Raw genomic sequence first — 25,306 nt, 5'->3', positions numbered from 1 at the left:
GGACCATTGGTCCACGCGGTCAACGTGACCAAGTCGTTCCACCACAACCAGGTGCTGAAGGGCATCGACCTCGACGTCGACGAGGGCCGGGTGGTCTGCCTGCTCGGCCCGTCGGGATCGGGCAAGACCACCTTCCTGCGCTGCATCAACCAGCTCGAGACGATCGACGGCGGCCGGATCTGGGTCGACGGCGACCTGATGGGGTACGCCGACCGGGACGGCAAGCTGTACCGGCTGCCCGACAAGCAGATCGCGGCCCAGCGGCGCGAGATCGGGATGGTCTTCCAGCGGTTCAACCTGTTCCCGCACATGACGGCGATCGAGAACGTCGCCGAGGCGCCGGTCCAGGTCAAGGGCGAGTCGAAGAAGGCAGCCCGCCAGCGTGCGCTCGAGCTGCTCGAACGCGTCGGGCTGGCCGACCGCTGTGCGGCGTACCCGGCGCAGTTGTCAGGTGGCCAGCAGCAGCGGGTGGCGATCGCGCGGGCACTGGCGATGCAGCCCAAGCTGATGCTGTTCGACGAGCCGACGTCTGCGCTCGACCCCGAACTGGTCGGCGAGGTGCTGTCGGTGATGCGTGAGCTGGCGTCCGAGGGGATGACGATGATCGTCGTCACCCACGAGATGTCCTTCGCCCGCGAGGTGGCCGACACGGTCGTCTTCATGGACGGCGGCGTGGTGGTCGAGGCCGGCGCCCCGGCCGACGTGATCGGCAACCCGCAACACCAGCGCACCAAGACCTTCCTGAGCCGGCTGCGTTCGGAGCACGAGCACCCGTAGGCCGCAGTACGGCTGCTCGGCGTGCATAGCTGGGCTGAAGAGTGGAAGATGTAACGCGATGGGCCAGGCGCCCATCGCGTCAGCCCTGCCTGGGAGGCAAAGCACTGTGAGCAGCAACGGACGATCCGCCGAGGTCCGCCTCAGCATTCCCGCGGACAGCGCCTACATCGCGGTGCCGCGGTCGGTCGTCGGCAACCTGGCGGCCCGCAACGACTTCACCGTGGACGCGATCGACGATCTGCGGATCGCGGTGGACGAGGCGTGCGCGCTGCTGCTCCCGCAGGCCTCCGACGGCGTCCTGGACCTGGTCTTCGAGATCGCCCCGCCGCAGCTGACGATCAGTACGACGGCCACCGTGCCGAACGGCTGGAAGCCGGACACCACCTCGTTCGGGTGGACCGTACTGACCGCGCTGGTGGAGTCTGCCGCTGCCGAGACCGTCGACGGGCGGCTGACGATCACGGTGTCGTCGTCCGCGACCACGTCGGAGAAGGCGTGACAGACGAACGACCCCTGGAGAGCGAGCCCCAGGAACCCGACCTACGCACCAAGACCGCCACCTATTTCGCCGCGATGGGTGGTTCGACCCCAGGAGATCCGGCCCACACGCTCGCCCGCGACAGCCTGGTCTCCTTGCACATGCCGCTGGTGGAGCACCTCGCCCGGCGCTTCCGCAACCGCGGCGAACCGTACGACGATCTGGTCCAGGTGGCCACGATCGGCCTGATCAAGGCGATCGACCGGTTCGACTCCGATCGCGGGGTGGAGTTCTCCACCTACGCGACGCCGACGATCCTCGGGGAGATCAAGCGGTACTTCCGGGACAAGGGCTGGGCCATCCGGGTGCCGCGCCGGCTCCAGGAGCTTCGACTGTCGCTGACCGCGGCCACCGCCGAGCTGACGCAGGAGCAGGGCCGGGCGCCGACGGTCGGGGAGCTGTCCGAGCGGCTGGGGCTGCCGGCCGACCTGATCATCGAGGGCCTGGAGTCGGCGAACGCCTACAACACGCTGTCCCTGGACGCCCCGGACCAGAACGAGGCGGACGCCACGACGGTCCTGGACGGCCTGGGGGGCGAGGACGAGGCGCTGGAGAGCGTCGAGTACCGCGAGTCGCTCAAGCCGCTGCTGGCCCAGCTGGACACCCGCGAGAAGCGGATCCTGACGCTGCGGTTCTTCCGGGGCATGACCCAGTCGCAGATCGCCGACGAGATCGGCATCTCGCAGATGCACGTCTCCCGGCTGCTCGCCCGCACGCTCACCGAACTGCGGGCAGGCCTGCTCAAGGAGTGACTGCTACAGGACCGGGTGGTCCTCGCCCGGCTCCCGGTTGAGGGCCTCCATCGACGGCTTCTGGAAGACGGCGACCAGCACGGCGATCGCGGCGACGGCCAGGATCACCGAGACGAACTTGGTCGAGCCGCCCCAGAAGCTGTACGCCATGAACAGCTGGATCAGCTGGGCGAAGACGGCCGGCCCGCGGCTCCAGGGCGAGGTCCGGTAGAGCCCGCGGGCGACGAAGAGCAGGCCGGCGCCGTACAGGAGCAGGAAGCCGGCGGTGGTCAGACCGAGCACCAGCCGGTCCTTGTCGATCGTAATTGCTTCGACAATTCCCAGAACGGCGAGCACCAGCCCTTCCGCTGCGACCACAGCCGCAGCTAGCTTGAGCGGGCGCGGAGCTGTGGACGGCGTCGTTTCGGTCGGCACGGGCTCCAGCGTAGTGCTGGGCGCGGAGCGGTAGTGCGCCCGGCCGGAGAGCAACCGGGACGACGACCCTCCTCCCCCGGGAGCTCAAGGGTCGGAGAACCTCAGCCCCACAGGGATTGAAGTTTTGCGTAACCCCAGGGCTGTTGGATCGGTTACTTGCAGTGAACGGGTGATCGCACCGAGGCTCCCTCGTCCGGTTTCCGGACGCGGTGAACCGCTGTGCACCGGTTCGTAGTGTTAAGAGAGTGTTGTGATCGGATCGACAACTCCAGAACCCTTGTTTCGATCACACTAGATTGGGAACATGGAGTCGTTCGTGAAAACGTTCACAACGCTCCGCACCACCCCCGTGCGAGTACAGGCGCGCTGACTGGGCACAGACCAGGCCGTCAGCGTCACCAAACTACTGAGAGAGATGGGATCCGCCATGGATTGGCGCCACCGGGCCATTTGCCTCGATGAGGACCCGGAACTATTTTTCCCCATTGGCAACACCGGGCCCGCGATCATGCAGATCGAGGAGGCCAAGCAGGTGTGCCGTCGCTGCGACGTGCGTGAACAGTGCCTCGCCTGGGCGCTGGAAGCCGGCCAGGACCACGGTGTCTGGGGCGGTCTGAGTGAGGACGAGCGACGCGCTCTGAAGCGCCGCAACGCCCGCGCTCGCATCCGCACCGCCTGACACGAGTTTCGACGCAGGCCCCGCGGGATCCGCGGGGCCTTTCGATTTCCCTTGTAACTGCGGTAAAAAGCTCGCGTTGTTTCCGAAGAACTGTGGACAAGGACCCACGGCTGTTCAGAAATTACGGGCACTACTCCTTGACTGGAAAGTCAAGGACGACCGTTGTGCCAGGGCCGTCGGTGCGTGGGTGGAATTCGAGCAGTCCGTCGAGTTCGCCGATCACCAGCGTGCGGACGATCGACAACCCCAGGTTGCCGGACGTCTCGGAGTCGAAGTTCGCCGGAAGCCCCTTGCCGTCATCGGTCACCACCACCCGCAGCCGCCCGACACTTCGCTGGGCGGCCAGCTCGATGGTGCCGGTCGGGTGCTCGGTCGACCTGCTGCTGAAGGCGTGCTCGACCGAGTTCTGCATGAGTTCGGTCAGCACCATCGCCAGCGGGGTCGCCACCTCGGAGTCCAGTACGCCGAACGTGCCGGTCCGGCTGATCGTCACCTCGGCCGAGATCGTCGACACGTCCGCGACCATCGCGGCGACCCGGTCGGCGACGTCGTCGAAGTCGACGTGCTCGTCGAACGACTCCGACAGCGTCTCGTGCACGATCGCGATCGATCCCACTCTGCGGACGGCTTCGGCCAGCGCAGACTGGGCTTCTGGCACGGTGATGCGCCTTCCCTGCATTCGCAGTAACGCGGCGACGGTCTGCAAGTTGTTCTTGACGCGATGATGAATCTCCCGGATGGTCGCCTCCTTGGTGACCAGCTCCCGCTCCCGGCTCCGCAGCTCCGTGACGTCGCGGAGCAGGATCAGCGCGCCCACGTGCTCGCCCTCGGCCCGCAACGGGATCGCCCGCAGGAACAGGGTCGCGTCGGAGTTCTCGATCTCGATCTCCTTGGCGGCCCGGCCGGTGAGCACCGAGGCCGGCACGTCGTCCACCTTCTGGCCGCTGTGGATGAGTTCGCCGGTGATGTCCTTCAGCCGGCTGCCGACCAGGTCGGTGACCAGTCCCATCCGGCGGTACGCGGACAACGCGTTCGGGCTCGCGAACGTCACCATGCCGTGACGATCGACCCGGATGCAGCCGTCCCCGACGCGTGGGGTGGTGGACAGCAGCCGCTCACCGCCGTACGGGAAGATGCCGTCGGTGATCATCCGGGCGAGATCGGTGGCGCTCTGGAGGTAGGCGATCTCGAGCCGGCTGGGCGTCCGGACGCCGAGCAGGTTGGTGTTGCGGGCGATCACGGCGATCACGCGGGCGCCGCGGCGTACCGGGATCGTCTCGACCCGGACGGGCACGTCGTCGCGCCATTCGGGGTCGCCCTCGCGGCAGATCCGGCCGGTGTCGTAGGCCTGGTCGAGCAGCGGGCGGCGGTCGCGCGGTACGAAACTGCCGACGATGTCGTCCAGGTACGCCGTCGGGCCGGTGGTCGGCCGCATCTGCGCGCCCGCCCAGAAGCCGAGCCCCTCGGTGTCGGGCAGCCAGAGCACCAGGTCCGCGAAGGACAGGTCGGCCAGCATCTGCCAGTCGGACACCAGCAACTGCAGCCGGTCCAGGTCCGCCTGGTCCAGCGTCGTGTGGTTCCGCGCCACATCGCTCAAAGACGGCACGGGGCTGAGCCTAGGGCATGGGTTGCCGGCGGTACTTCGGGCAGGTGGGGCTGGGTCTGGGGTGGCTGGGTACGGGGTGGTTGCCGATGTCGGGCGTGGGCAGGCTCGACAGGAGCGGGTGGATGGGTGTTGATTGAGCAGGTCCAAGTGAAAGGATGCATTGGTGGAGTCGACGTACTGGCAGGACGTGATGGCCGCGGACTACGCGGTACCCCGCGACCGTGCGCTGACCGACCTCACCGAGGAGCTCGTCCGGGGCCTGGCCAGTACCAACCCGCAGGTGCGGGATGCGCTGGCCTACCCGACCCTGGCCACCTGGCTCGAGCGCGGGGTCTACGACGACCTGCTGCCTGGTTTCGGTGACGGTCTCTGCGCCGGACTCGCCTACGGGCTCGGGGAGGACGGCACCGACACGGTCTTCCGCCGCTCGTTCACCGCGCTGACACTGGCGGAGGTGATCCATCGCGACAACGCCGAGTTCCTCGTCCACGACGAGGTGGTGATGCGGTGGGGTGACCGGCTGGCCACCTGGCTGCTGCGCGAGCGCGACCTGCGTGGGTATGTCGCCGACTGCGGGTGGGCGCATGCCGTGGCGCATGGGGCTGACGCCATCGGCGCACTGGCCCGCTCACGGCACTGCGACGCGGGGGTGCTGCGGGCGCTGCTCGACGTACTGGCTGACCGGATCGTGAAGGAAACGCAGTACCGGTGGGTGCATGAGGAGCATGACCGGGTCGCCCATGCGGTGATGACGATCCTGCACCGGAACATGCTGACCAGCGACGAACTGGAACGGTGGCTCAAGCCGGTTGCGGCTACTGCGGCCCAGCAGCCGCTGATGCACGAGACGCTGCCCGAGTGGCCGACCCCCAACGTCTTCAACGCACGCAGCGTGCTGCATGTGCTGCTCAGCCAGCTCGCCATCGGCGTCAAAGGCTTCCCCATCCCCGGCGACGACGAACTCTTCGGCCGCCCCATCGAAGCCCGAGCCGACATGCTCCTGATGCTGACGGAGGCTGTCCGAGGCTCCCAGCCCTACATCTACCGCCCAGCCGCCAACAACACCTGACTCCCCACGCCGGCGAACGCGAGCTGGCGCTGTCAGCCGTGGCCGGCACGGCACGCCGCGGCGCGCCGTGGTCAACCGAGCGGCCGACGGCGATCCTCAATCGGGGCGACTTTGTGCTTCACCTGAGTGCTTCGCGAGCGTTTGAATGCTCAGGTCGAGCACAAGGTTGCGGCTAGGGGCTAGCACGCGCATGGTGGGTGCGTGACCAGCCAGCGGCACGGATCGCCACCAGTCGGGACGACGGCAGCGGAACCAACGGGCAGGTAGCCGTGGTGTTCGTCGGCCAGCGCCGTCCACACCGACCGCTGCACGCCAGGCCAGTACTCGGCGATTGCCCGGTCGACCCCGCCATCCATCTGCCCATAGCTGTTGCCTGCCGTCAGTACGGCGTCGACCTCGGTCAGTACATCGAGCAGCGAGCCATGCCGCACTTCGATCGCACCCTCGGCGATCTCCCCCGCGAAGACCTCGCGCCAGGCGTCCACCAGCTCGGAACAAGATCGACAAGGAGAATCCGCGACACCACGGAGCCATCATGCCGCGCTCGGTCGGGGACCCGTGGACGACGGCGGTCATCGCGCCGTGAGTTTGAGAATGCCTAGCGGTTGAAGTGGGTTGCGAGGCCGTCGAGGATGCAGTTGAGGCCGAAGGTGAAGTCGTTGTCGGGGTCGGGTTCTTCGGCTTCGTGGATGCGGCGGGCGAGCATGGGGTGTTCGCCGGCGGCGAGGATCTGGGTGATGTAGGGGCCTTGGCTGTGTTGCCATTGCTCCTTGGTGAGGCCGCTGCGTTGCTCGGCGAGCAGGGCAGCTTGCTGGCCGGCGACCGAGCCCAGGACGTACGCGCGAACGGTGCTGAGGGCTTGCGACGCCAGGGTGATGTCGGGGGTGAGCGCGACGGCGGCGCGCAGGGCGGCTTCGGACCTGCGCAAGGAGTTGGGGCCGAGGGAGGGCCTCCCCGTGAGCTCGCCCGCCAGCCACGGGTGCCGCAGCAGAGTCGCCCGCAGGGCATGAGCGACCGCAGCCAAGCCAGCCCGCCAATCCCCCGCACTGCCGGCATCCCCGGTGCCGTCCGCATCCCCGCCACCGTCCGTATCCCGGGTGCTGCCGGCATCCCCGCCACCGTCCGCATCCCCGGTGCTGCCGGCATCCCCGCCACCGTCCGCATCCCCGGTGCTGCCGGCATCTCCAATGCCGTCCGTATCTCCGGTGCTGCCGGCATCCCGGGTGCTGTCGGTGTCGTCGGGGAGGGGATCTTCGCCTTGGACGGCGTCGATCATCAGGTCGAGTAGTTCGTCGCGGTTGGTGATGTAGCGGTAGAGGGTGGCTGTGCCGGAGCCGAGGTCGCCGGCGACGCGGCGCATCGAGACGGCGTCCAGGCCTTCGGTGTCGGCGACGGCGAGGGCGGCCGCGACGTACTGGTCGACGCCGGGCGCGCGGCGGGCCGGTTGCGGGCGCTGCCTGGTCCACACCGACGAAGGCGCAGGGTCGGTCATCGAGCGGGTTCCTTTCCTCGTTGACACGCCATCCTAGCTTATGGCTACGCTGTAGCCATGACGAATACAGCGTATCCAGAAGCCCCGGTACTAGTCGCAGGCGGCGGCAGCGTCGGGCTGATCGCCGCCGCGCTGCTCGCCCATCACGGCGTACCGGCCGTGCTCGTCGAACGCCGTGATGGGCCGTCGATCCACCCGCGCGCCACCGGCATCGGGTCCCGTACGGTCGAGATCCTCCGCGAACTCGGGCTCGACACAGCCGCCGACGCCGTCGCTGTCGACCTCCAGGGCGCCGGGGCGGTGGTCAAGGCGGTGGCGCGGACCGTCATCGAGATGGGCGCGGGCGACGTGGTCACCGTCCCCATGCCCACCCCGCCCGCGGGGGCGCTGGACGTGACGCCGTTCAAGCTGCGCGGTGTCTGCGCACAGGACCGGCTCGACGCCGTGGTGGCGGCCGACCTGGTACGCCGTGGCGCGGACCTGCGTTGGTCGACCAATCTGGTCGGCATCACGCAGGACGCCGATGGGGTCGACGTCGAACTCGACGGGCCGGACGGTCGCTACTCGCTCCGGTGCTCGTGGGTCGTGGCCGCGGACGGTGGGCATAGCGCGGTACGGACTGCGCTCGGCGTCGGTACGTCCGGAGCGGGTGACCTGGGCAAGTCGATGATCAACATCCTGTTCCGCGCTGACCTGCGGCCTTATCTGCAAGGGATGTCGTTCGGTACCTGCACGATCACCACGCCGGACGCGCCTGGCCTGCTGGTCACCGTCGACGGCGAGTCGACCTGGGTCTTCCATGTCGCCTGCGATGTCGACGCCGGCGAACGTCCCGAGGACTTCACACCCGAACGCTGTGTCGCAATCGTCCGCGCAGCCGTAGGCGATCCTGACCTCGCCGTGGAGATCCGCAGCGTACTTCCGTGGCGCCCCCGAAGCTCGCTGGCCGACCGCTTCGCCGTCGGCCGAGTCTTCCTCGTCGGCGACGCCGCTCACACCGTCTCCCCGCTGGGCGCCTTCGGCCTCAACACCGGCGTCGCCGACGCCCACAACCTCGCCTGGAAGCTTGCAGCGGTCCACCACGGCGAAGCAGGCGTCGCCCTGCTCGACACCTACGCCCAGGAGCGCGAGCCGATCGCCGCAGCCACCCTGGACCAAGCAATGCGACGTGTAGGCGATCCTGCGCTGCACTGGGGCCGCGGCCCCGAAGCCGACGCAGCCAGAGCGGCAGCTGGGGTCTGGGCAGCCCCGGTCGTCCACCTAGGCCAGCGCTACGCCTCACCCGCCATCATCAACCCCCAGCCGGTACTACCGTCCACAACCGACCTAGCCGCAGCACTGGACGGCACCCCCGGCTCCCGAGTCCCCCACGCCTGGGTCGACGGCCTATCAACCCTCGACCTGGTCGCATCCCACTGGACCCTGCTAGTAGGTGCTACCGACAACCACGCAGACGCCAGGAACGGTCGCCCGGATGGCGGGGGTGGTAACGCGGGCGCTGGGGGCGACCGGTGGCTTGCTGCTGCGGCCGAGTTGGGCTTACCGGCGTACCGGGTGTCTGTGCCTTGGCTGTCCGATGAGGGGGCCATGCTCGTACGACCGGACGCGATCGTCGCGATGCGTGTCAGTGCCGCGGTACCGGACCCCGCGCGCTTCATCACCGATGCGCTGGACCAACTGCTGGCCAGGCCGATCCCGGTGCCGACCACCTGACCTCAAACCGGCACCGATACCCCGGCCGCGCGGGCGGCTTGGCGGGCTGTCGCGCCACCTGCGGACGGTAGGTTTGGCGGGTGTCGCGGCTATTGATTGCACCCACTGTTCGCCTGCATGCCGAGTGGTTGGAGGCGCACGCGGAGTGGGGACCAGGCCTTCACGAGGACGGCTTCGGCATCGCCGAGACCGACGACGTCGAATCGGCGGAAGGATTCGCAACCTGGGTCGCCCGGCTGACAGGCCAGCCGAACGCAACCCTCCGATGGATCCTCGAAGACAACCGGGTGCAAGGCGGTATCGCCCTCCGCCACCACCTCCACGAACAGAACGGTCACATCGGCTACGGCATCCGCCCCTCCGCCCGCGGCCGCGGCCTCGCCACCTGGGCACTGGGCGAAATCCTCAACCACGCAAGCACTCTGGGCATCCCCCGCGTAATGCTCGTCTGCCTGGCCGACAACCTCCCGTCCACCAAAACCATCGAACACCACGGCGGAGTACCAACAGACACCCAGCACCGAGGCGACCGATCCGTACGCCGGTACTGGATCAACCTCGCCAACTCCGATGACTGAGGAAATACCGCCCCTGAAGGTCACCGTCCAGACCGCCGTACCGCACGCCTGGCGAGCTACCCTCAGCGCGATCGTCGACTCCCTCCTCCGCGGAGACGCCCGCATCGGCCAGAACCTCGAGAACGTCGATCCCCTCGCCGAAGATCGGTCGGCGCTGTGTCGCGAACTGATCGAGGCGTACGGATCACCCACCTTGATCCCGCTCCCGGACGCGACTTGGCGCACCTCGATCGCCAGCTGGCAAGGCAACCGCTGGGACTGCCTGATCGACCTCTGGTCCGCTGAAGACGGCCGCACCGACCTGGTGCTGGACATCGCGGTCTTCGAAGACGACGAAACCGCGTTCCGGTTCCGCCCCCACCTCGTCTACGTCGCGTAGCCGCTCGGTCCTCTTCGTCGGAGGATGCCGCGGTCGACAGGTCGTGGGCGCGGCCCGTACCGTCGCGGGATGGGGCGGTTTGCGGAAGTGACGATGGCCAGAGTTCCGCCGGGCATCGGCGTACCGGATCCGTTGCGGATGTTGTTCGAGTGGGTGGATATCAACGGCTTCGTCCACACGGACGAGGACGGCGAACTCTGGGGTTCGCTGTCTGACGACCCGTTCAACGGACCCGGCTCATACCTCCTTCTTCGCGGCAACACCACTGACGAGGTGGGCGACCGCTTGGCCGGCTGGCTCGCGCCGGTGCGCGACGGCGTACCGGTGCTGTGGCCGTTCTGCAGAACCGGTGGTGACGGTTCCATGGCTGCTTTGTGGCGCGCGCCCGACGGGCGGGATCTCATCGTCCATCTGGCCTCTGGAAGCGGATCGCTGCTGATGTGCGTGCTGGGAGAGGACGCCGTGGATTTCCTCCGCCTGCTCGCCATCGGCTACAAAGAGGTCTGCTGGAACGACGACTGGTCTGAGCCGCCGGTGCCCGAACCCGGAGGCGAGGTCGCGAATCTCCCCTACCGCCACTGGGTCGAGACGAGCTTCGGCGTCGACATCCCCGCCACCGGTCTCGAGATCATTCCGAACCCCGCCGAATGGGGTGACGAGGACACCACCGACATCTGGTGCCGGGCGGTCAATGAGACAGGCGAGTGAGACCTGGTTCTCAAAGGTCGTGGAGGTGCTGGGTTTCGTTGAGGGTGACGACCTGGTGGCTGAAGTGGGTGTCGTTGCGGAGCAGAGTGGTGATGCTGCCCGATTTCAGCGGGAAGAAGCCGCGGTCGGTCGACATCATCGGCATACCGATCCAGGCCGCGATCAGATAGCTCGACGCGGAGCCGTGCGACACGACGATCTGGTTGGCGACCGGTCGACGGATGATGTCGTCGAGAGCCGGGTACAGCCGCTCGACCAACTCCAGCCGAGTCTCCGCCCCCGCCGGCCCGTCGTGATGACCAAGCCGATCCCCGTACTCCGGCAGCGGCACCCGCCGCTCGTCGAGCCAAGCCTGCGGCCGCCCGTCCGCCTCCCCGTTGGACCGCTCCCGAAGCCGAGCATCAACCTGTACGCCGACCGAGAACCTGCCGGCAATCCGCTCCGCTGTCTGCCGGGCCCGCCGCAAATCCGACGAGTAAACCTCCACCGCCTCGGCCCCGATCCGGCCGGCCAGCACCTCACCAATCCGCTCGGCCTGCACCCGCCCCCGCTCAGTCAACTCCGAGTCGTACCAACCCCCGACCAGCCCATCCACATGATGCTGAGCCTCGGCATGCGTGACGAGGTAGATCCGTCTCATTTCGGCACGGCGATCGTGGTGATGACTGCGCGGTGGTCGGAGCCTTCTATCTCGTACGTCTGGAATTTGCCCGGCAGGATGCCGTCGGAGACGACTACGTGGTCGATCTGGGTGCGGAAGAGCACCGGGCGGTCGGCCGGCCAGGTGCCCTGGAAGCCTTCGCCGACGCTGGGGCCGACGCTCTTGCAACGCCGGCCGAGGGCGGAGCGGAAGTCCGCATGGTCGACCGTTGCGTTGAAGTCGCCCGCGACCACAGTCGGAGAACCAGACGCACACCAGTCCTTCACGACCTGAAGGTCCTGCTTCCAGATCGTCACGTCCTTCGGTAGCGGCGGATACCCGTGATAAGCGATCAGCCGAAGCTTCCCGAGATTCCCGCCCGTGACGATGATGTGCCCGAACTGCGTGGTCGTCTGCTGCACCGGCCCGATCGTCACGGCCCCCGGATCCCCGGCCCCCGGCTTGGTACCAGGCTGCTGTGAGCTGACGCTCCCCGTATCAAGCTTCTCCGAGTCGAAATGCACGCTGCCCAGATCCGCGGACACCAGCACGCTCGTAGCGCTCTCCACCGCGGCGTTCGCCTGCTGCGTATACCCGTAGTACCGCAAGCCCGAAAGATGCGCCTCGATCGACTGCCGTACGTCGACCTGTGCCTCCGGCAACGAAACGATGTCCGGCCGGTGGGCATTGATCAGCTTGGCCACCTCACCCGGATCCGCTCCCCCGCCCAGCACATTGGCGACCATCACCGTCAGCGCCCGCGTACCAGCCGGAGGCGGCGTCGGGTCCGAGAACTTCCGCGGCGCCACCAGCACCCCACCGACGAGCGCAAGCAGAATCACCAGCCCGGCCGCGATCCGCCAGTTCCACCGCAGCAACATCGCCAACCCAAGTACAAGCACCAGAACCAGGAGCTGAGGCCGGAAGGCCACCAGTTGCGCGAACGGCGTGACCTCGTCGAGCCCGTACAGCTCCGGATACAGCGGCACGGCAACAACCAGCAGAAAGAGCACCGACAGCACGACCCGCCGCAGGTTCCACGCCGCATCAGTATCCATACCCCACCCTGAAGGTCTAGTCGCTATCCGTTAGCGAGCGGTAGCCTTCACCGCGCGCCTGTGTCTCGAGGAGGTTGCTGTGTCCAAGCTTGCCGCGGTCAGACCCGCGTACTGGATCGCCGGCGTACTGCTGGCGGCCTCGGTGGTCGTACCGCTACTTGTCTCCACTTACGCCAAGGACGAACCCCGATTGTGGGGATTTCCGTTCTTCTACTGGTACCAGCTGCTCTGGGTGTTCGTCTCCGCGATCACGGTGAGCATCTCCTACCAGTTGGTGATGCGCGAGGAGCGTAAGCGACGGGCCGAGGCAGGCCTCGACGCCGGCTCGAGCCGGAAGGAGGGCGAGCGATGAACACCAAGGTCGACTGGGTCCAGCTGATCATCGTCATCGTCATCTTCGCCGCCGTCACCGTGATGGGCTTCATGGCCGCGCGCTGGCGCCGGTCGGGCGAGATGGACAGCCTGGACGAGTGGGGTCTGGGTGGCCGTGGCTTCGGCACCTTCATCACCTGGTTCCTGCTCGGTGGCGACCTCTACACGGCGTACACGTTCGTCGCCGTACCGGCCGCGATGTACGCGACCGGCGCGATCAGCGGCTTCTTCGCCGTGCCCTACACCATCGTGGTTTACCCGATCATCTTCATCTTCATGTCCCGGCTCTGGTCGGTCGCGCACCGGAACGGGTACGTGACCCCGGCAGACTTCGTCGGCGGCCGGTACGGAAGCCGCGGCCTGTCGCTGGCGGTGGCCGTCACGGGCATCCTCGCGACGATGCCGTACATCGCGCTGCAGCTGGTCGGCATGCAGGCGGTCTTCGAGACGATGGGCCTGGGCGGCAGCAACACGCTGGCCAAGGACCTGCCGCTGCTGATCGCGTTCGCGGTCCTGGCGGCGTACACCTACTCGTCCGGCCTGCGCGCCCCGGCGATGATCGCGTTCGTCAAGGACGGCCTGATCTACCTGGTGATCGCCGTCGCGATCATCTACCTGCCGCACGTGCTCGGCGGCTGGGACACCATTTTCGACGCCGCCAAGGCGAAGATGGCGACCCCGAACCCGGCCACCGGAAAACCGACCGGCGCCTTCATTCCTGGTGAAGCCGGGTACTCGGCGTATTGGACGCTGGCCCTCGGCTCGGCGATGGCGCTGTTCATGTATCCACATTCCGTGACCGCGGTACTGTCCACCAAGAACAGAAATGTCGTCCGCCGGAACGCGGCGATCCTGCCGGCCTATTCACTCCTGCTCGGATTGCTCGCCCTGCTCGGATTCATGGCGATCACCGCAAAGGTCAACATCAAGGGCCTGGACGGCCTGGCGAACCCGCAACTGGCGATTCCGCGGCTGTTCGACCAGGAATTCCCGGCCTGGTTCGCCGGTATCGCCTTCGCGGCGATCGCGGTGGGCGCGCTGGTGCCGGCGGCGATCATGTCGATCGCGGCCGCGAACCTGTTCACCCGCAACATCTACCGCGACTTCCTGAAGAAGGACGCGACCCCGGCGCAGGAGGCCAAGGTCTCCAAGCTCGCCTCGCTGCTGGTGAAGTTCGGCGCGCTGATCTTCGTGCTCGGGATGGACAAGACCATCTCGCTCAACCTGCAGCTGCTCGGCGGGATCTGGATCCTGCAGACCTTCCCGGCGATCGTGGTCGGCCTGTTCACCCGGTGGTTCCACCGCTGGGCGCTGCTGACCGGCTGGGCGGTGGCGATGGTGTTCGGCACCATCTCGGCGTACAACGTGGTCAACCCGGCGACGAAGAAGCACTTCGGCGGCTCGCTGGCGAACTTCCCGTTCACCGAGAAGCAGGTCTACATCGGGCTCACGGCCGTCTCGATCAACCTGGTCGTGACCGTCGTCCTGACCCTGATCCTGCGGGCGCTCAAGGTGGGCGAGGGCGTGGACTCCACCCACCCGACCGACTACCTGGCCGACGCGGGCGATCCCGGGGTGAAGGACCTGCCGGATCTGCTCGACGAGGGTGGCGCGGCGGCTGCCAAGGCGTAGTACGCGGAACACAGAAAGTGGTTGCCTCGACACGCTAAGGAGTCGAGTGCGCTGATTTGACGGGCCATGACGGGCAGAATCACCAGGATGTTGCTGGTTCTGCTCGTCATGCTGCTCGCCGCCGGGGCGGCACTGCTGACCGGCGGGCACCTGACGGATCTGGCCGACAACACCCTCACCGGCCTCCACTGGCTCGCCGCAGCCGCCACAGGCCAGGTCCTGGGCTCTATGACCGGCGGTGTCGCCTACCCAGTAGGCCTGGTCGGCTCAGCCGTCTGCATAGCCGTCTTCCTCCGCCTGAACCTCCGGCGTCCCGGTGTAGCCCTGCTAGCCGCCGGCTTCACCTGCAACGCCCTAGTAGTCGCCCTGAACGGCGCCATGCCCGTCTCCCCGGCAACCCTCGCCCGCGCCGGCATCACAACGTTCACCGAGGACCCCCGGCACGAGCTAGTAGACGCCTCCACCCGTCTCCACTGGCTAGGCGACGTAGTACCAGTAGCCCTACCCGGCCTAGGCCAAGCAGTAAGCCCCGGCGACGTCCTCATAGCCGCAGGCGCCGGCCTACTCCTGTACGCCGGAATGGGCGGCACCGGACACATCCCGACCGACCGGCCGCCCAGCTGGTCGGACCTAGAAGCGGAACCCCCGGCCGACCACCCGGCGAAGTGACTCGACGACTACCGGGTCGTACTCCGCGCCGATGCCCAGCCCGATGTTCTCCATCGCCTTGCCCGGCGTCTGGCCGCTGCCCTCCCCCACCAACTGCTCGTAGGCAAGCGACACGTTGACGATCCCACTCTCCACCGGAATGTCCGGGTTGCTGGCCCGCCCCTGCCGATAAGGGTCATTGGAGTGCCGCACGATCTCCGCGACGTGATCCAGCACCCCCGACCGCTCGATGATCGAGGCCCCGATCTCAGCAGCCTGCTGCCGCTCCTCCCGGCTCCGCAGCAACGACGCCCCACCCGGACTCGGATCCGCCAGCGCCAGCTGCCCCACCCCCGACAGCAGCGCCGCATACTCCAACGCCTCCATCCGAGCCGGCGTCAACCCCAGATCGTTCCCGATCGCCACCGCCAGACTCGCGGTCCGGGCATTCTGCCCAGGACTACTGAACCCAGCGATCTCCGTACTCCGAGCCATCGACCGAACCGTCGTCCGGTACGTCCGCTGAGCCGAAGCAAACCGCCGAAACGCAAACTGAGTCAACAACAACGGCACCACGACTAGCGGCACCGCCCACAACCCGATCAGCGACGCTCCAGCCGCCAGCAGCACCCCGCCCAGCCCCATCGCCATCCCGATCCGGCCCATGACTGCGAGCTCGTCCCGCAATGCGGCAGGGAAGGGTCTGTTGTACCGCTCGGTCGCCTGGCCTGCTCCCACCAGCGCGTCCATGACGCCCGCGCTCAACACAGACAGCACCATCGCGAACACCAACGGGACACCTCGGTGCCACGTCTGATTCCAGACGAATCCGGTCGGTACCAGAGCGGCGAAAACGGCAGCGGCACAGGCAACCGAGATCACCCGCCGGCTGGACACCACCAGATCCCACCACAGCCCAGCGATCGCCCTCGGCAGGATCCCCGCCATGGTTGCGACCCAGACCACTGCAACGACCTGTGCGACGTCCGGCGCGACGGCGACATCCGATCCACGCAGCATCGCGTAGCCCAACGCCGCACTCGTCGCGATCGGCGCCCTGTTCCTGCTTCGATCGACCTTGAACTGCACCATCTCGCCGATGGCGACCAAGGCCCCCATCGTCGCGGCGAAAGGCCACTCGGTCACACCTTGCCGGGCAGTGACCAGCAAAGCGATCAGCCCCAGGCCGCAACCGGCGACAACGATCACGACGCCGCTGCCGAACCTCCGTAAATCGAGCCCTTCACTGCCCGGATTCGTCGTCATGCCGGCCCTGCCGCGGATCCGGATGCGCCGCCACCGCTACCGAGGCTGAGGTCGTCGTGATCGATGCCCGTCGACAAGTTGGCGTCTGGCGCGGGTTGCTCGGCCGCGGCGGCCTGCCAACCCTGGGTCCTGATCACCGATACGAAGGCATCGACCAGATCTGGGTCGAAGTGTGAGTAACGGTCCTGATCGAGGATCGCGAGCGTTTCGTCCACCGTCCGGGCGGCTCGGTAGGACCGCGTCGAGGTGAGGCAGTCGAATGCGTCCACGATGCCGATGATGCGGGCGAAGTAAGGGATGTTGGTCCCGCTCAGCCCCGCCGGATACCCGGTGCCGTCGAACTTCTCGTGATGGTGCAGAACCGCCGACTTCACTTCTTCCAGGAAGGGAATGTTGCCGATCAACTCGACGCCTCGCGCAGGATGCAGGCGGATCGCGTCCATCTCGGAGTCGTCCAGCCGGCCGGGCTTGCGGATGATGCTGGTCGGCACCCCGACCTTTCCGACGTCATGGAGCAGGCCCGCGTGCTCGAGGGCCTGCTGCCTGTCCTCAGGCAGTCCAAGCCTGCGCCCGAGCATGCCGACCCCTTCACTGACCCGTTCGGAATGACCTCGGGTGTACAGATCCTTGGTCTCGATGATCTGAATGAAGGCACGCATGGTTGCTGCTTGGGCATCCCGCTCGACCTCGTACTGCCGCAACGCCCACCGGGCGAGTACCAGCGGGACGAGCACCAGCAGGCTGGCCAGCGGTCCGAGCCCTCCCAGCCATGTGACAGCGAGCAGGAGACCGAGGCATCCATAGCCCAGCATCGGCCCGAAGGTCGGTGCGACGACCTGGGTGATGAAGTCCAGCGGGCGCGACTTGCCGTCGATCCAGATGACCATGCAGACAAGTGCGGCGTTGACCACCTGATGGGCGACGGTCGCGGCCACCGTTGCCACGACCACGTGCGGAACAGCTCGTAGTGCCGCGTCCCCCGTCGGAGCGCCTACCAGACTGTAGGCGAGACCGCCGGCCGCGGCAGCCGGCACCCGTTGGGCACCGTTGAAGATCCTGCGGATCAATGGCACCGGGTTACGCGCCTGGGCGGCGTATCCAAAGATCGACGCGATGATCGCGACCCACGGACCGGCCAACACGTATACCGCGGTGAGAACGATCGAATCCAGTGAAAGGTAGTGCTGACGAGACAACCCGAACTTGACGAAGCCTGCACCAAGCATGAGGGTGCAAAGCTCGACGAGCAATGCTGCATTGTCGACCCGACCCACCGAGACGGCGATCAACGCAACCGAGAGGATGGCCGTCGCGGAGACGGCGACACGAAGCATCCCTGCTCTCATGAACCATCCAGCCAGCGCATGGCTCTCAGTATGCCGTTACCAGTCCCAAGTATCACCAAGCATGTTCAGCTCACCTCCGATCAGCGTCGCGGTCTTGCACCGGGGCGACCGGCACAGGGGGCAGACAGCACATCGCTGACTCGTCAAGATTTTGCTCATCAGGCGCGCGCCGAAACACTGTAAGCCAGACCGTGACCCGCCGCACTGTGGCGAGCACACCGACATGGTATGAGAGACTGTGACTCTTTGCAGTTGTTACAAGGAGGCTTTCAAATGGGCAAGACCGGCCGCAAGCGTCGCGCACGTAAGAAGAAGGGCGCGAACCACGGCAAGCGCCCCAACGCCTGAGTCAGGCGGCTACTTACAGCGAGGACCCCGGTGAAAACCGGGGTCTTTGCAGTTTGGTCACATGTCACAACAAGACCAAAGACCAAACCGGTTCCCTGTACACAGTGTTCCCCTTCGGATACTCCCTGCTATTCACCGGAATGCTTTTGTCACCAAACCTGTACCGATTGTTATGAACCGATCCATGGACACCGAATCTGCGACCTTCCGGATCCCAACTGTGGATAACCATCAGCACACTGTCGGCGATCTTCCCTAGAGTTGGCGAACGGACGCTTCGCGCAGTCGGGCCACGGGGAGGTGGATGGGATGGCAGTCGAGTTCAGCGAGCTTCTGCGCCGCCATCGACTGGAAGCCGGGCTGACCCAGGCCGCCCTGGCCGAGCTCGCCGGAATCAGTGAGCAGGCCGTCAGCCTGCTGGAGCGAGGAACCCGCCGCAGGCCACGCGCCGAGACCATCCACGCCGTCAGTAGAGCCCTGAAACTCCCACCTGCCGCGGAGCAGGATCTTCTGGCCTCCGTCCGGGCACCGGGTGTTGTCCCACAAAAGGAGCCTTTGGCCTCTCCAGCGATCCCATGGGAACTCCCCCAGGCGGTTGCCGACTTCACCGCCCGCCAAGGCGAGCTGGACAAGGTGGTGGGCGCCCTCGCCCAGGCCGACAACCTGAGCGTGCTCCTCGTCATCACCGGTATGGGGGGCGTCGGCAAAACAGTCCTGGCCGTACAGGCTGGGCATCTCATGGAGGATCGTTTCCCAGACGGTCAGCTCTACGTCGCGCTACGCGGCCATGACCCTGGCTCGGCATTGACGAGCGTCGAGGCGCTGGGGCAGCTACTCCGCTCTCTCGGTGTGCGGCACGACGCGATCCCGGACGGGATCGACGAGATGGCAAGACTTTATCGATCGCGGATGGCCGGCCGGCGGATGCTCGTCCTGCTCGACGACGCCAGCTCCGTGGATCAGGTGACTCCTCTCCTGCCAGGTGGCAACGGATCGGCGGCCGTCATCACCAGCAGGCATTTCCTGTCGACACTGCCGGGCAGCCGGATTGTCCGGCTGTCGACATTCAGTACGAGCGAGTCGCTGCGACTGTTGTCGAGGGTCGCCGGTGAACTGCGGGTGAACTCTGAGGAGGCCGCCGCCCAAACGCTGTCCGAGCTGACCGGCGGTCTGCCACTCGCCCTGAGGCTGATCGGTGCCCGGATGATTGCACGACCGAACTGGCCGCTCCAGCACTTCGTCGACCAACTCCAAGACGAGCACCGCCGCCTCGACGAGCTCGGCCTCGGCCATTCCGGCGTTCGCGCTACCTTCGCCTCCAGCCTGAACGAGTTGCTGATCAGTCCCCGGGTCGCGGATCGCGAGGCCGCCGTCGCCTTCGACCTGCTGAGCCTCGTCGAAGGGCCGGAAATCTCGGCGGACCTGGTCTCCCGTCTACTCGACGTGGAACTGCGGACCGCTGAAGGACGTCTGGAGCGCCTGGTCGATATGCACCTGTTGGACTCGGTGAGCCCGCAGCGTTATCGCATGCACGATCTGCTCCGCGCCTTCGCGGACGAACGCCTCTCTACCAGCGAGCGCGGCGCCGAGCGCCGGTCGGCGATCGAGCGAGGTCTGCGGTACTACCTCGCGGCAGCATGGCAGGCACACCACATCACCTACCCCTCAAGCCCCAGGCAACCCTCGGAAGAGCTCGATCTCACCGGCCTGCCGGCCTTCGGCAATCAGGTCGACGCACTTTCCTGGCTCGATCGCGAGTACGACTCGATCGTCGGCCTCTACAAGCTGGCTTCAGTGCTGCCCGGCCTGGCTCCGCGGTTCGGGCCCTCCCTGGCGCTTGGGCTGTTCGGCTATCTGGAGATCCGCTCTCACTACCTGCGGATGCGCGATATCTTCGATCTCGCACTGGCCTCGGGCAGGCCTTCGGACGATCTGGTGACCTGGGGCTGGCTGGAGCACGATCGCGCCGTGCCCGACGTAGAGCAAGGCCATCTCGAGTTGGCCCGCGAGCGGCTCCTGCGATCGCTGGATCATTTCGAGGCAGCTCACCATGTCCCCGGGATCGCACGCTGTTGCTCAACACTGAGTCACGTGTGCGAGCGACTCGATCAGCTCGACGAAGCGATCGAGTGGGGTGAGCACGGCCTGAAGCTGGCGCATGAGGCCGGTGACCTCGATGTCCTCGGTACCAACCATCTGGCACTCGGAGTTCTGTACAACCGAGTCGGACGGACCGTGGAGGCCGCTGCCGCGTTCAAGGCCAGCTTCGACCTGGCGGAGGCGGCCGGCAACGTCCGATCGCTGGCACGGCGCCATCGGCTTGTTGCCACGAGCTACCTGGCTGCTGGATCTCGTGACCAGGGCATCGAGCACCTCAATGTGGCGATCCGGCTGTACAACGATCTCGACGACCCGAGCGGCCTGGCCCTGGCATACCTGTTCCTCAGCCGGGCTGAGGTAGACGGAAGAAATTACCAGCAGGCGGAACGGACAGCTCAGGAAGGCCTACGGCTGGCAAAGCTGCATGATGACACCTACTGCCAAGGCTGGCTGCTGGTCAACCTGGCCGCGATCCAAGACGCCACCGCACGGCCAACGGCCGCCCGGCAGGCTCGCCTCCAGGCCATCGCCATCTTCGAAGCAGACGGCATGACTGCGGTAGCCAACGGCCTCCGCAAGGGACAGGCCGTAACTGAGAACGCGGTCGGTGGCCGCTGAGCATGGATACGTTGGCGGGGTTGCTGCGGGAGTACAGGGTGGCGGCTGGGCTGACGCAGGCGGGGCTGGCGGAGAAGGCTGGGTTGAGTGAGCAGGCGATCAGCTTGCTCGAGCGGGGGACGCGGCGCCGGCCGCGGGTCGACACGATCGAGGCGCTGGGGGTTGCGCTCGGGCTGAACGCTGAACAGGCCGAGCGACTGATGAACGTCGCCAAGCCACCGCGAGCGGCGGGTGCCAAGGGCGCGCAGGCGACGGGTGCCGCGGCTTCGGGGGCTGCGGGAGCCAGGAGGACGCATGCCGGCGCCGAGGCTCCGGGGACTGCGGGTACGCGGGCGGGTGCCCGCGCTTCGGGGGTAGCGGGTACGCGGGCGGGTGCCAGGGCTTCGGGGGTAGCGGGTGCCAGGGCTTCAGACGTAGCGGGTGCCACGGGCATGCAGTCGTCGGGCGCCCACGCTTCGGGTGCCCGGGCTTCGGGTGTCCAGGCTTCGGGGGCCGAGGGGCCGGGTGCCGGGCGGGCAGGGGTAGCGGCAGCGGCGGCCCTGGGAGCGGCGGTGGCGGCGGGTGGGGTGCCGGTGGCGGCAGGTGGGGTGGCGGCGGAGGTGGGGCGGGTGTTGCCTCGGCAGTTGCCGCCTACCTTGTCGGACTTTGCTGGGCGGGCCAGTGAGGTCGTGGAGTTGGTGAAGGTGTTCGAGGTGGCGCAGCGGCCGGAGAAGGTGCAGTTGGCTGCGGTGACTGGGATGGGTGGGGTGGGGAAGACCGCGTTGGCGGTGCATGTGGCTCACTTGGTCGGCGACAGCTTTCCGGACGGTCAGCTCTACCTGGATCTGCGCGGCTACGGACCCGGTACTCCGCTCAGCCCGGTCGACGCGCTGAGCCAGCTGATCCGGTCACTCGGGCTCGATGACGACCGGGGCGTTCCCTCGGGCATCAACGAGCTGGCCGGTCTCTATCGCTCACGCCTGGCCGGTCAACGCGTGCTCATCCTCCTCGACAACGCCAACAGCGCAAGCCAGGTGCTGCCCTTGCTCCCCGGCGTACCAGGCTCCGCCGTCATCGCGACCAGCCGGCGGGCGCTGACCACCTTGCCGGGGTTCCGCCACATCGCGCTGGCCCCGCTCTCCGAGGCGGACTCGGTCGAGCTGCTGGCCACGATCGCCGGCCGCCAGCGGGTCACCGCCGAGGACGCCGCGGCCCGGTCGATCGCCCGACTGACCGGACGTCTCCCCTTGGCGGTCCGGCTGATCGGCGCCCGGCTCGCCGCCCGGCCGAGTTGGCCGATCGAGCACATGGTGCGGCAGCTGAAGGACGAGCACCGGCGGCTCGACGAGTTCGGCACGGGCGAGTCCGGCGTACGGGCCAACATCGCCGGCACCGCCGAATTCCTTGCCAACAGCAACCAAGCCCTCGATCGGAAAGCAGCGGCGGCGCTGGGCCTGCTCGGGCTGCCCGACGGCTCTGACCTCAGCGCCCTCACGGCATCGCATCTGCTCGACATCTCCGAGAATGATGCCGAGCAGATCCTGGAGCGCCTGGTCGACCTCAACCTGCTCTCCTCCGGAGTGCCCGGCCGGTACCGGATGCACGACCTGATCCGCACCTATGCCCGCGAGCGCGCCACACAGACGCTGTCCGAAGGCGCTCGTACCGATGCGCTGACCCGGGTGCTCCAGCACTACACGGCGGTCGCCTGGCGCAGCCAGCAACTCACCCATCCCGACAGTCGTCGGCTGGAGCTGGCGAGTCCGCCCGCGCGACCGGTTGCGGTGCTGCCCGACGTACCGACCGCCATGACGTTCCTCGACCACGAGCGCGCCAACATCCTCGCTCTCGCCCGGCAAGCGAGTGCGTCGGCGGAGCTACGCGGGCTCGTACCAGAGCTGGCGATCGCCTTCTTCGGGTACGTCGAAGTCCGGTCGCGGTGGATCGAGATGCGCGCGATCGACCGGATCGCGCGGGACATCGCCGGCGACCTCGGGTACGAACGGCTGGCTGCCTGGCTCGAGCACGACCTGGCGATCCCCGACGCGGAGGGCGGCGATCTCGAGCCGTCGCTCGATCATCTACGCGCCGGCCTGCGGATGTTCCAGGCGATCGAGGATCTCCCGGGCCAGGCTCGGTGCTGTACTTCGCTGAGCTACGTGCTGGAGTTGATGGGCCGGCTGGACGAGGCGCTGGAGTGGGCCGAGGAGGCGCTCGCCCTGAGCCTGCGGATCGGTGACCAGACCGTCGTCGGGATCAGCCACCTCGCGCTCGGCCGGTTGCACAGCCGGCGTGGGGAGTACGAACTGGCCCGCGAGTCGTTCGACCTCAGCCTGGTACTGGCGGAGAAGTCGGGCAACCCGCGGTCACTGGCCAAGCGGCTCCAGATCGCGGGGCAGGCGTACATGGAGGCCGGTCATCATGTGGCGGCGATGGAAATGGAGCGTAAGAGCTTCGACATCTTCGCCCAGCTGGAGGACGGCAACGCGCAGGCCGAGTGTCTCCAGCATCTCGCGACCAGCTCGTTGGCCCTCGGGGACCCGGTCGCGGCGGCGGAGCAGGCGGAGGCGGGGCTGCGGCTGGCGCATGCCATCGGCAACCAGCAGCGCGAAGGCCTGCTGCTGATCGAGCTCGGCCGCATCCGGGCCGCCACCGGGGACAGGGTCGCCGCGGAAACCGCCTGGCGGCAGGCGGCGACAGCCCTGCACGACTTCCCCCACGACGAAGCCGTCGCCCAGGCATTCCTCACCGAACACCAACCGGGGAGCTGAGCAGCCAGGCAGCGCGACGGCTGAGCAATGCCAGAGGCGGGCGGCAAAGGCGGTGGGTGGCCGGGTACACAAGGCCGGTGCGTGGCCAGCGGACAAAGCGCGAGGCCCGGTGGACGGGTGTCCGGCCGGGCCTCGGAGAGGGGTCAGTCCGCGAGCGTGGTGGTTTCGATCCGGATCTGGGTCAGCCGGAGCAGGATCTTCTGGCGGAGTGCGTCGGGCGCCTGGTCGTCGCCGCAGGAGCGGTGCACGAGCTTCTTCACGCAGCGCTCGATGTCGTACTGGTCGAGACAGGGCCCGCACTCGTCCAGGTGCTGCTGGATCTCCTCGGTGCTCGCGCCCTCGAGTTCATTGTCGATGAACACGTAGACCCGTTCCAGGATCTCGCTGCAGTCCACGTCGTGGTCCTCGCCGCAGCTCATGACTTCTTCTCCTCGGCCGCCGCCGCGGAACCGTCCGCCGGCGCATCGTCTGACGCGGGGATCAGGCCCCGCTCCCGGGCATAGTCGGCCAGCAGCTCACGCAACTGGCGCCGGCCACGGTGCAACCGCGACATCACGGTGCCGACCGGCGTCCCCATGATGTCGGCGATCTCCTTGTAGGCAAACCCCTCGACATCGGCCAGATACACCGCCAGCCGGAAATCTTCGGGGATCGACTGCAGCGCCGACTTCACGTCGGAGTCTGGCAGGTGCTCCAGCGCCACCGCCTCGGCCGACTTCAGCCCGCCGGGAGTGTGCGACTCGGCGGCGGTGAGCTGCCAGTCCTCGATCTCCTCGGTCGGCGACTGCGTGGGCTGGCGCTGCCGCTTGCGGTATCCGTTGATGAACGTGTTCGTCAGGATCCGGTACAGCCACGCCTTCAGGTTGGTACCGGGCGTGAACTGGTGGAACGAGCTGTACGCCTTCGCGAAGGTGTCCTGAACCAGGTCTTCGGCGTCGGACGGGTTACGCGTCATCCGCATCGCCGCGGCGTACATCTGGTCGAGGAAAGGCAGCGCCTCGCGCTCGAAGCGCTCGGTCCGCTGCTCGGGTGTCTCGGTGGTCGTGGGAGTCGGCATCGTTATCGAGAATACCGGTGTCTTCGCAGTCTTCTGCGCAAGAGCCAGACTCATCGCCGTCATGCTGGTCACAACAAGGCCGGCCACCGGCTCATTCCCGCCCCGGAGAGCGACTTCAGCCGGAGATCTCCCGGGTCACCCATTCGAACACAGCTTCGACCAGCAGCTCGAAACTCTCGTCCTGGGTCAGCTCGGCCCGTTTCGGCACCTTGAACGAGTGGTCACCGTCCGGTACCACGGCCATCTCGGTCAGCGGCGGGAACTCCTCCGGCGTGCCGAACGGGTCCCGCTCCCCCTGGACGACGAACGTCGGCAGCCGCGATCCCTGCAACTCATCGACCCGCGACTTGTCCGGCTTCCCCGGCGGATGCAACGGAAACGACAACGCCAGTACGCCGGAAGCCCCCAACCCCGCCGCCGTCCGGCAAGCAACCCGCGCCCCCGCGCTCCGCCCGCCCAGCACCAACGGCGTCCTGATCCGGAGCTGCCCGATGATCGCGATCCAGGCCTCGTCCAGCACCTTCGGCGCCGGCGCCAACTTCTTCCCCGCCCGCCGCCAAGGCTGCTCGATCAAAAACACGTTCATGTCCTGCTTGGGCAACCGAGCCGCCAGCGCGGCCAGATCCCCGGCTTCGATCCCCCCACCCGCCCCGTGACCGAGCGCCAAGGTAGCCACCGGCCGCCGAGCCCGATGCGCCACAATCCGAGCCTCACCATGCGGCGTACTCACAATCCGTTCATCGGTCACACCCCCATCCTGTCATTC

General features: G+C 67.3%; 26 protein-coding genes. 15 read left to right on the top strand and 11 right to left on the bottom strand.

What is annotated here, in order from left to right:
* Positions 1-6: 6 nt before the first annotated feature.
* The 3 genes from ABD116_RS03320 (at position 7) to ABD116_RS03310 (ending at position 2,067) form a co-directional block, all read left to right on the top strand.
* On the top strand, positions 7-777 hold the full coding sequence (locus ABD116_RS03320; protein ID WP_425552051.1) for an amino acid ABC transporter ATP-binding protein: 771 nt from the start codon (positions 7-9) through the stop codon (positions 775-777).
* A 106-nt stretch (positions 778-883) separates the two neighbouring features.
* Positions 884-1,276, top strand: a complete 393-nt coding sequence (locus tag ABD116_RS03315; protein WP_343964640.1) for an ATP-binding protein — start codon at positions 884-886, stop codon at positions 1,274-1,276.
* On the top strand, positions 1,273-2,067 hold the full coding sequence (locus ABD116_RS03310; protein WP_343964638.1) for an RNA polymerase sigma factor SigF: 795 nt from the start codon (positions 1,273-1,275) through the stop codon (positions 2,065-2,067). The genes ABD116_RS03315 and ABD116_RS03310 overlap by 4 nt, the downstream gene beginning before the upstream one ends.
* A 3-nt stretch (positions 2,068-2,070) precedes the next feature.
* Here ABD116_RS03310 and ABD116_RS03305 read toward each other — a convergent pair whose 3' ends face one another.
* A complete protein-coding gene (locus ABD116_RS03305) occupies positions 2,071-2,481 on the bottom strand; it encodes a hypothetical protein (protein WP_343964636.1) in 411 nt (136 codons plus the stop codon).
* Between the two features lie 427 nt (positions 2,482-2,908).
* Here ABD116_RS03305 and ABD116_RS03300 point away from each other — a divergent pair, with 427 nt between their 5' ends.
* Positions 2,909-3,160, top strand: a complete 252-nt coding sequence (locus tag ABD116_RS03300; protein ID WP_270137079.1) for a WhiB family transcriptional regulator — start codon at positions 2,909-2,911, stop codon at positions 3,158-3,160.
* Positions 3,161-3,290: 130 nt separating this feature from the next.
* Here the strand turns inward: ABD116_RS03300 and ABD116_RS03295 are convergent, their stop codons facing one another.
* On the bottom strand, positions 3,291-4,766 hold the full coding sequence (locus ABD116_RS03295) for a sensor histidine kinase (protein WP_343964632.1): 1,476 nt from the start codon (positions 4,764-4,766) through the stop codon (positions 3,291-3,293).
* A 163-nt stretch (positions 4,767-4,929) separates the two neighbouring features.
* Here ABD116_RS03295 and ABD116_RS03290 point away from each other — a divergent pair, with 163 nt between their 5' ends.
* Positions 4,930-5,835, top strand: a complete 906-nt coding sequence (locus tag ABD116_RS03290; RefSeq protein WP_343964630.1) for a DUF2785 domain-containing protein — start codon at positions 4,930-4,932, stop codon at positions 5,833-5,835.
* A gap of 179 nt (positions 5,836-6,014) precedes the next feature.
* Here the strand turns inward: ABD116_RS03290 and ABD116_RS03285 are convergent, their stop codons facing one another.
* Positions 6,015-6,320 carry a macro domain-containing protein gene (locus ABD116_RS03285; protein ID WP_343964628.1) on the bottom strand — a complete coding sequence of 102 codons (306 nt, stop codon included), beginning with the start codon at positions 6,318-6,320 and terminating at the stop codon, positions 6,015-6,017.
* 113 nt (positions 6,321-6,433) lie between these two features.
* On the bottom strand, positions 6,434-7,327 hold the full coding sequence (locus ABD116_RS03280) for a TetR/AcrR family transcriptional regulator (RefSeq protein ID WP_343964626.1): 894 nt from the start codon (positions 7,325-7,327) through the stop codon (positions 6,434-6,436).
* A 57-nt stretch (positions 7,328-7,384) separates the two neighbouring features.
* Between ABD116_RS03280 and ABD116_RS03275 the strand changes: the two genes are divergently transcribed.
* The 4 genes from ABD116_RS03275 to ABD116_RS03260 all read left to right on the top strand — a co-directional run bounded on the left by ABD116_RS03275 (position 7,385) and on the right by ABD116_RS03260 (position 10,705).
* Positions 7,385-9,040, top strand: coding sequence for an FAD-dependent monooxygenase (locus tag ABD116_RS03275; RefSeq protein WP_343964624.1), 1,656 nt, complete (start codon positions 7,385-7,387; stop codon positions 9,038-9,040).
* A gap of 80 nt (positions 9,041-9,120) precedes the next feature.
* Positions 9,121-9,618: a GNAT family N-acetyltransferase gene (locus ABD116_RS03270; protein ID WP_343964623.1), complete on the top strand. Its 498-nt coding sequence runs from the start codon at positions 9,121-9,123 to the stop codon at positions 9,616-9,618.
* Complete coding sequence (locus tag ABD116_RS03265) at positions 9,611-9,997, top strand: DUF7668 domain-containing protein (RefSeq protein ID WP_343964622.1); 387 nt, start codon at positions 9,611-9,613, stop codon at positions 9,995-9,997. Before ABD116_RS03270 ends, ABD116_RS03265 begins: the two co-directional genes overlap by 8 nt.
* A 69-nt stretch (positions 9,998-10,066) precedes the next feature.
* On the top strand, positions 10,067-10,705 hold the full coding sequence (locus ABD116_RS03260) for a hypothetical protein (RefSeq protein WP_343964620.1): 639 nt from the start codon (positions 10,067-10,069) through the stop codon (positions 10,703-10,705).
* Positions 10,706-10,715: 10 nt separating this feature from the next.
* On the opposite strand, the gene ABD116_RS03255 is transcribed toward ABD116_RS03260, so the two are convergent.
* Together ABD116_RS03255 and ABD116_RS03250 are read right to left on the bottom strand one after the other, a co-directional pair.
* A complete protein-coding gene (locus ABD116_RS03255; RefSeq protein ID WP_343964618.1) occupies positions 10,716-11,345 on the bottom strand; it encodes a histidine phosphatase family protein in 630 nt (209 codons plus the stop codon).
* Positions 11,342-12,403, bottom strand: coding sequence for an endonuclease/exonuclease/phosphatase family protein (locus ABD116_RS03250; protein WP_343964616.1), 1,062 nt, complete (start codon positions 12,401-12,403; stop codon positions 11,342-11,344). Before ABD116_RS03250 ends, ABD116_RS03255 begins: the two co-directional genes overlap by 4 nt.
* Positions 12,404-12,482: 79 nt before the next feature.
* Here ABD116_RS03250 and ABD116_RS03245 point away from each other — a divergent pair, with 79 nt between their 5' ends.
* From ABD116_RS03245 to ABD116_RS03235, 3 genes are all read left to right on the top strand, one after another.
* Positions 12,483-12,755, top strand: coding sequence for a DUF3311 domain-containing protein (locus ABD116_RS03245; RefSeq protein ID WP_343964614.1), 273 nt, complete (start codon positions 12,483-12,485; stop codon positions 12,753-12,755).
* Positions 12,752-14,407 carry a monocarboxylate uptake permease MctP gene (gene mctP, locus ABD116_RS03240; protein WP_343964612.1) on the top strand — a complete coding sequence of 552 codons (1,656 nt, stop codon included), beginning with the start codon at positions 12,752-12,754 and terminating at the stop codon, positions 14,405-14,407. Before ABD116_RS03245 ends, mctP begins: the two co-directional genes overlap by 4 nt.
* 87 nt (positions 14,408-14,494) lie before the next feature.
* Positions 14,495-15,076, top strand: a complete 582-nt coding sequence (locus ABD116_RS03235; RefSeq protein WP_343964610.1) for a DUF5317 domain-containing protein — start codon at positions 14,495-14,497, stop codon at positions 15,074-15,076.
* Here ABD116_RS03235 and ABD116_RS03230 read toward each other — a convergent pair.
* Positions 15,038-16,321, bottom strand: coding sequence for an HD-GYP domain-containing protein (locus ABD116_RS03230; protein WP_343964608.1), 1,284 nt, complete (start codon positions 16,319-16,321; stop codon positions 15,038-15,040). The genes ABD116_RS03235 and ABD116_RS03230 overlap by 39 nt on opposite strands.
* Positions 16,318-17,610 carry an HD-GYP domain-containing protein gene (locus tag ABD116_RS03225; RefSeq protein ID WP_343964606.1) on the bottom strand — a complete coding sequence of 431 codons (1,293 nt, stop codon included), beginning with the start codon at positions 17,608-17,610 and terminating at the stop codon, positions 16,318-16,320. Before ABD116_RS03225 ends, ABD116_RS03230 begins: the two co-directional genes overlap by 4 nt.
* Before the next feature lie 330 nt (positions 17,611-17,940).
* Between ABD116_RS03225 and ABD116_RS41770 the strand changes: the two genes are divergently transcribed.
* From ABD116_RS41770 to ABD116_RS03215, 3 genes are all read left to right on the top strand, one after another.
* Entirely contained in the window at positions 17,941-18,015 is a 75-nt protein-coding gene (locus tag ABD116_RS41770; protein ID WP_369759046.1) for a 50S ribosomal protein bL37, read from the top strand.
* Between the two features lie 309 nt (positions 18,016-18,324).
* On the top strand, positions 18,325-20,733 hold the full coding sequence (locus ABD116_RS03220) for a helix-turn-helix domain-containing protein (protein WP_343964604.1): 2,409 nt from the start codon (positions 18,325-18,327) through the stop codon (positions 20,731-20,733).
* Between the two features lie 2 nt (positions 20,734-20,735).
* Positions 20,736-23,483 (top strand): tetratricopeptide repeat protein, encoded by a 2,748-nt coding sequence (locus ABD116_RS03215; protein ID WP_343964602.1) that lies wholly within the window; start codon positions 20,736-20,738, stop codon positions 23,481-23,483.
* A gap of 143 nt (positions 23,484-23,626) precedes the next feature.
* On the opposite strand, the gene rsrA is transcribed toward ABD116_RS03215, so the two are convergent.
* From rsrA to ABD116_RS03200, 3 genes are all read right to left on the bottom strand, one after another.
* Entirely contained in the window at positions 23,627-23,902 is a 276-nt protein-coding gene (gene rsrA, locus ABD116_RS03210; RefSeq protein ID WP_343964600.1) for a mycothiol system anti-sigma-R factor, read from the bottom strand.
* Positions 23,899-24,540, bottom strand: a complete 642-nt coding sequence (locus ABD116_RS03205; protein ID WP_328327375.1) for a sigma-70 family RNA polymerase sigma factor — start codon at positions 24,538-24,540, stop codon at positions 23,899-23,901. The genes rsrA and ABD116_RS03205 overlap by 4 nt, the downstream gene beginning before the upstream one ends.
* A gap of 115 nt (positions 24,541-24,655) precedes the next feature.
* Positions 24,656-25,288 carry an alpha/beta hydrolase family protein gene (locus ABD116_RS03200; RefSeq protein WP_343964596.1) on the bottom strand — a complete coding sequence of 211 codons (633 nt, stop codon included), beginning with the start codon at positions 25,286-25,288 and terminating at the stop codon, positions 24,656-24,658.
* Positions 25,289-25,306 lie beyond the last annotated feature (18 nt).

This window comes from Kribbella koreensis (assembly GCF_039525325.1).
Taxonomy (GTDB): Bacteria; Actinomycetota; Actinomycetes; order Propionibacteriales; family Kribbellaceae; genus Kribbella; species Kribbella koreensis.
This window is presented reverse-complemented; position numbering and strand designations above follow the sequence as displayed.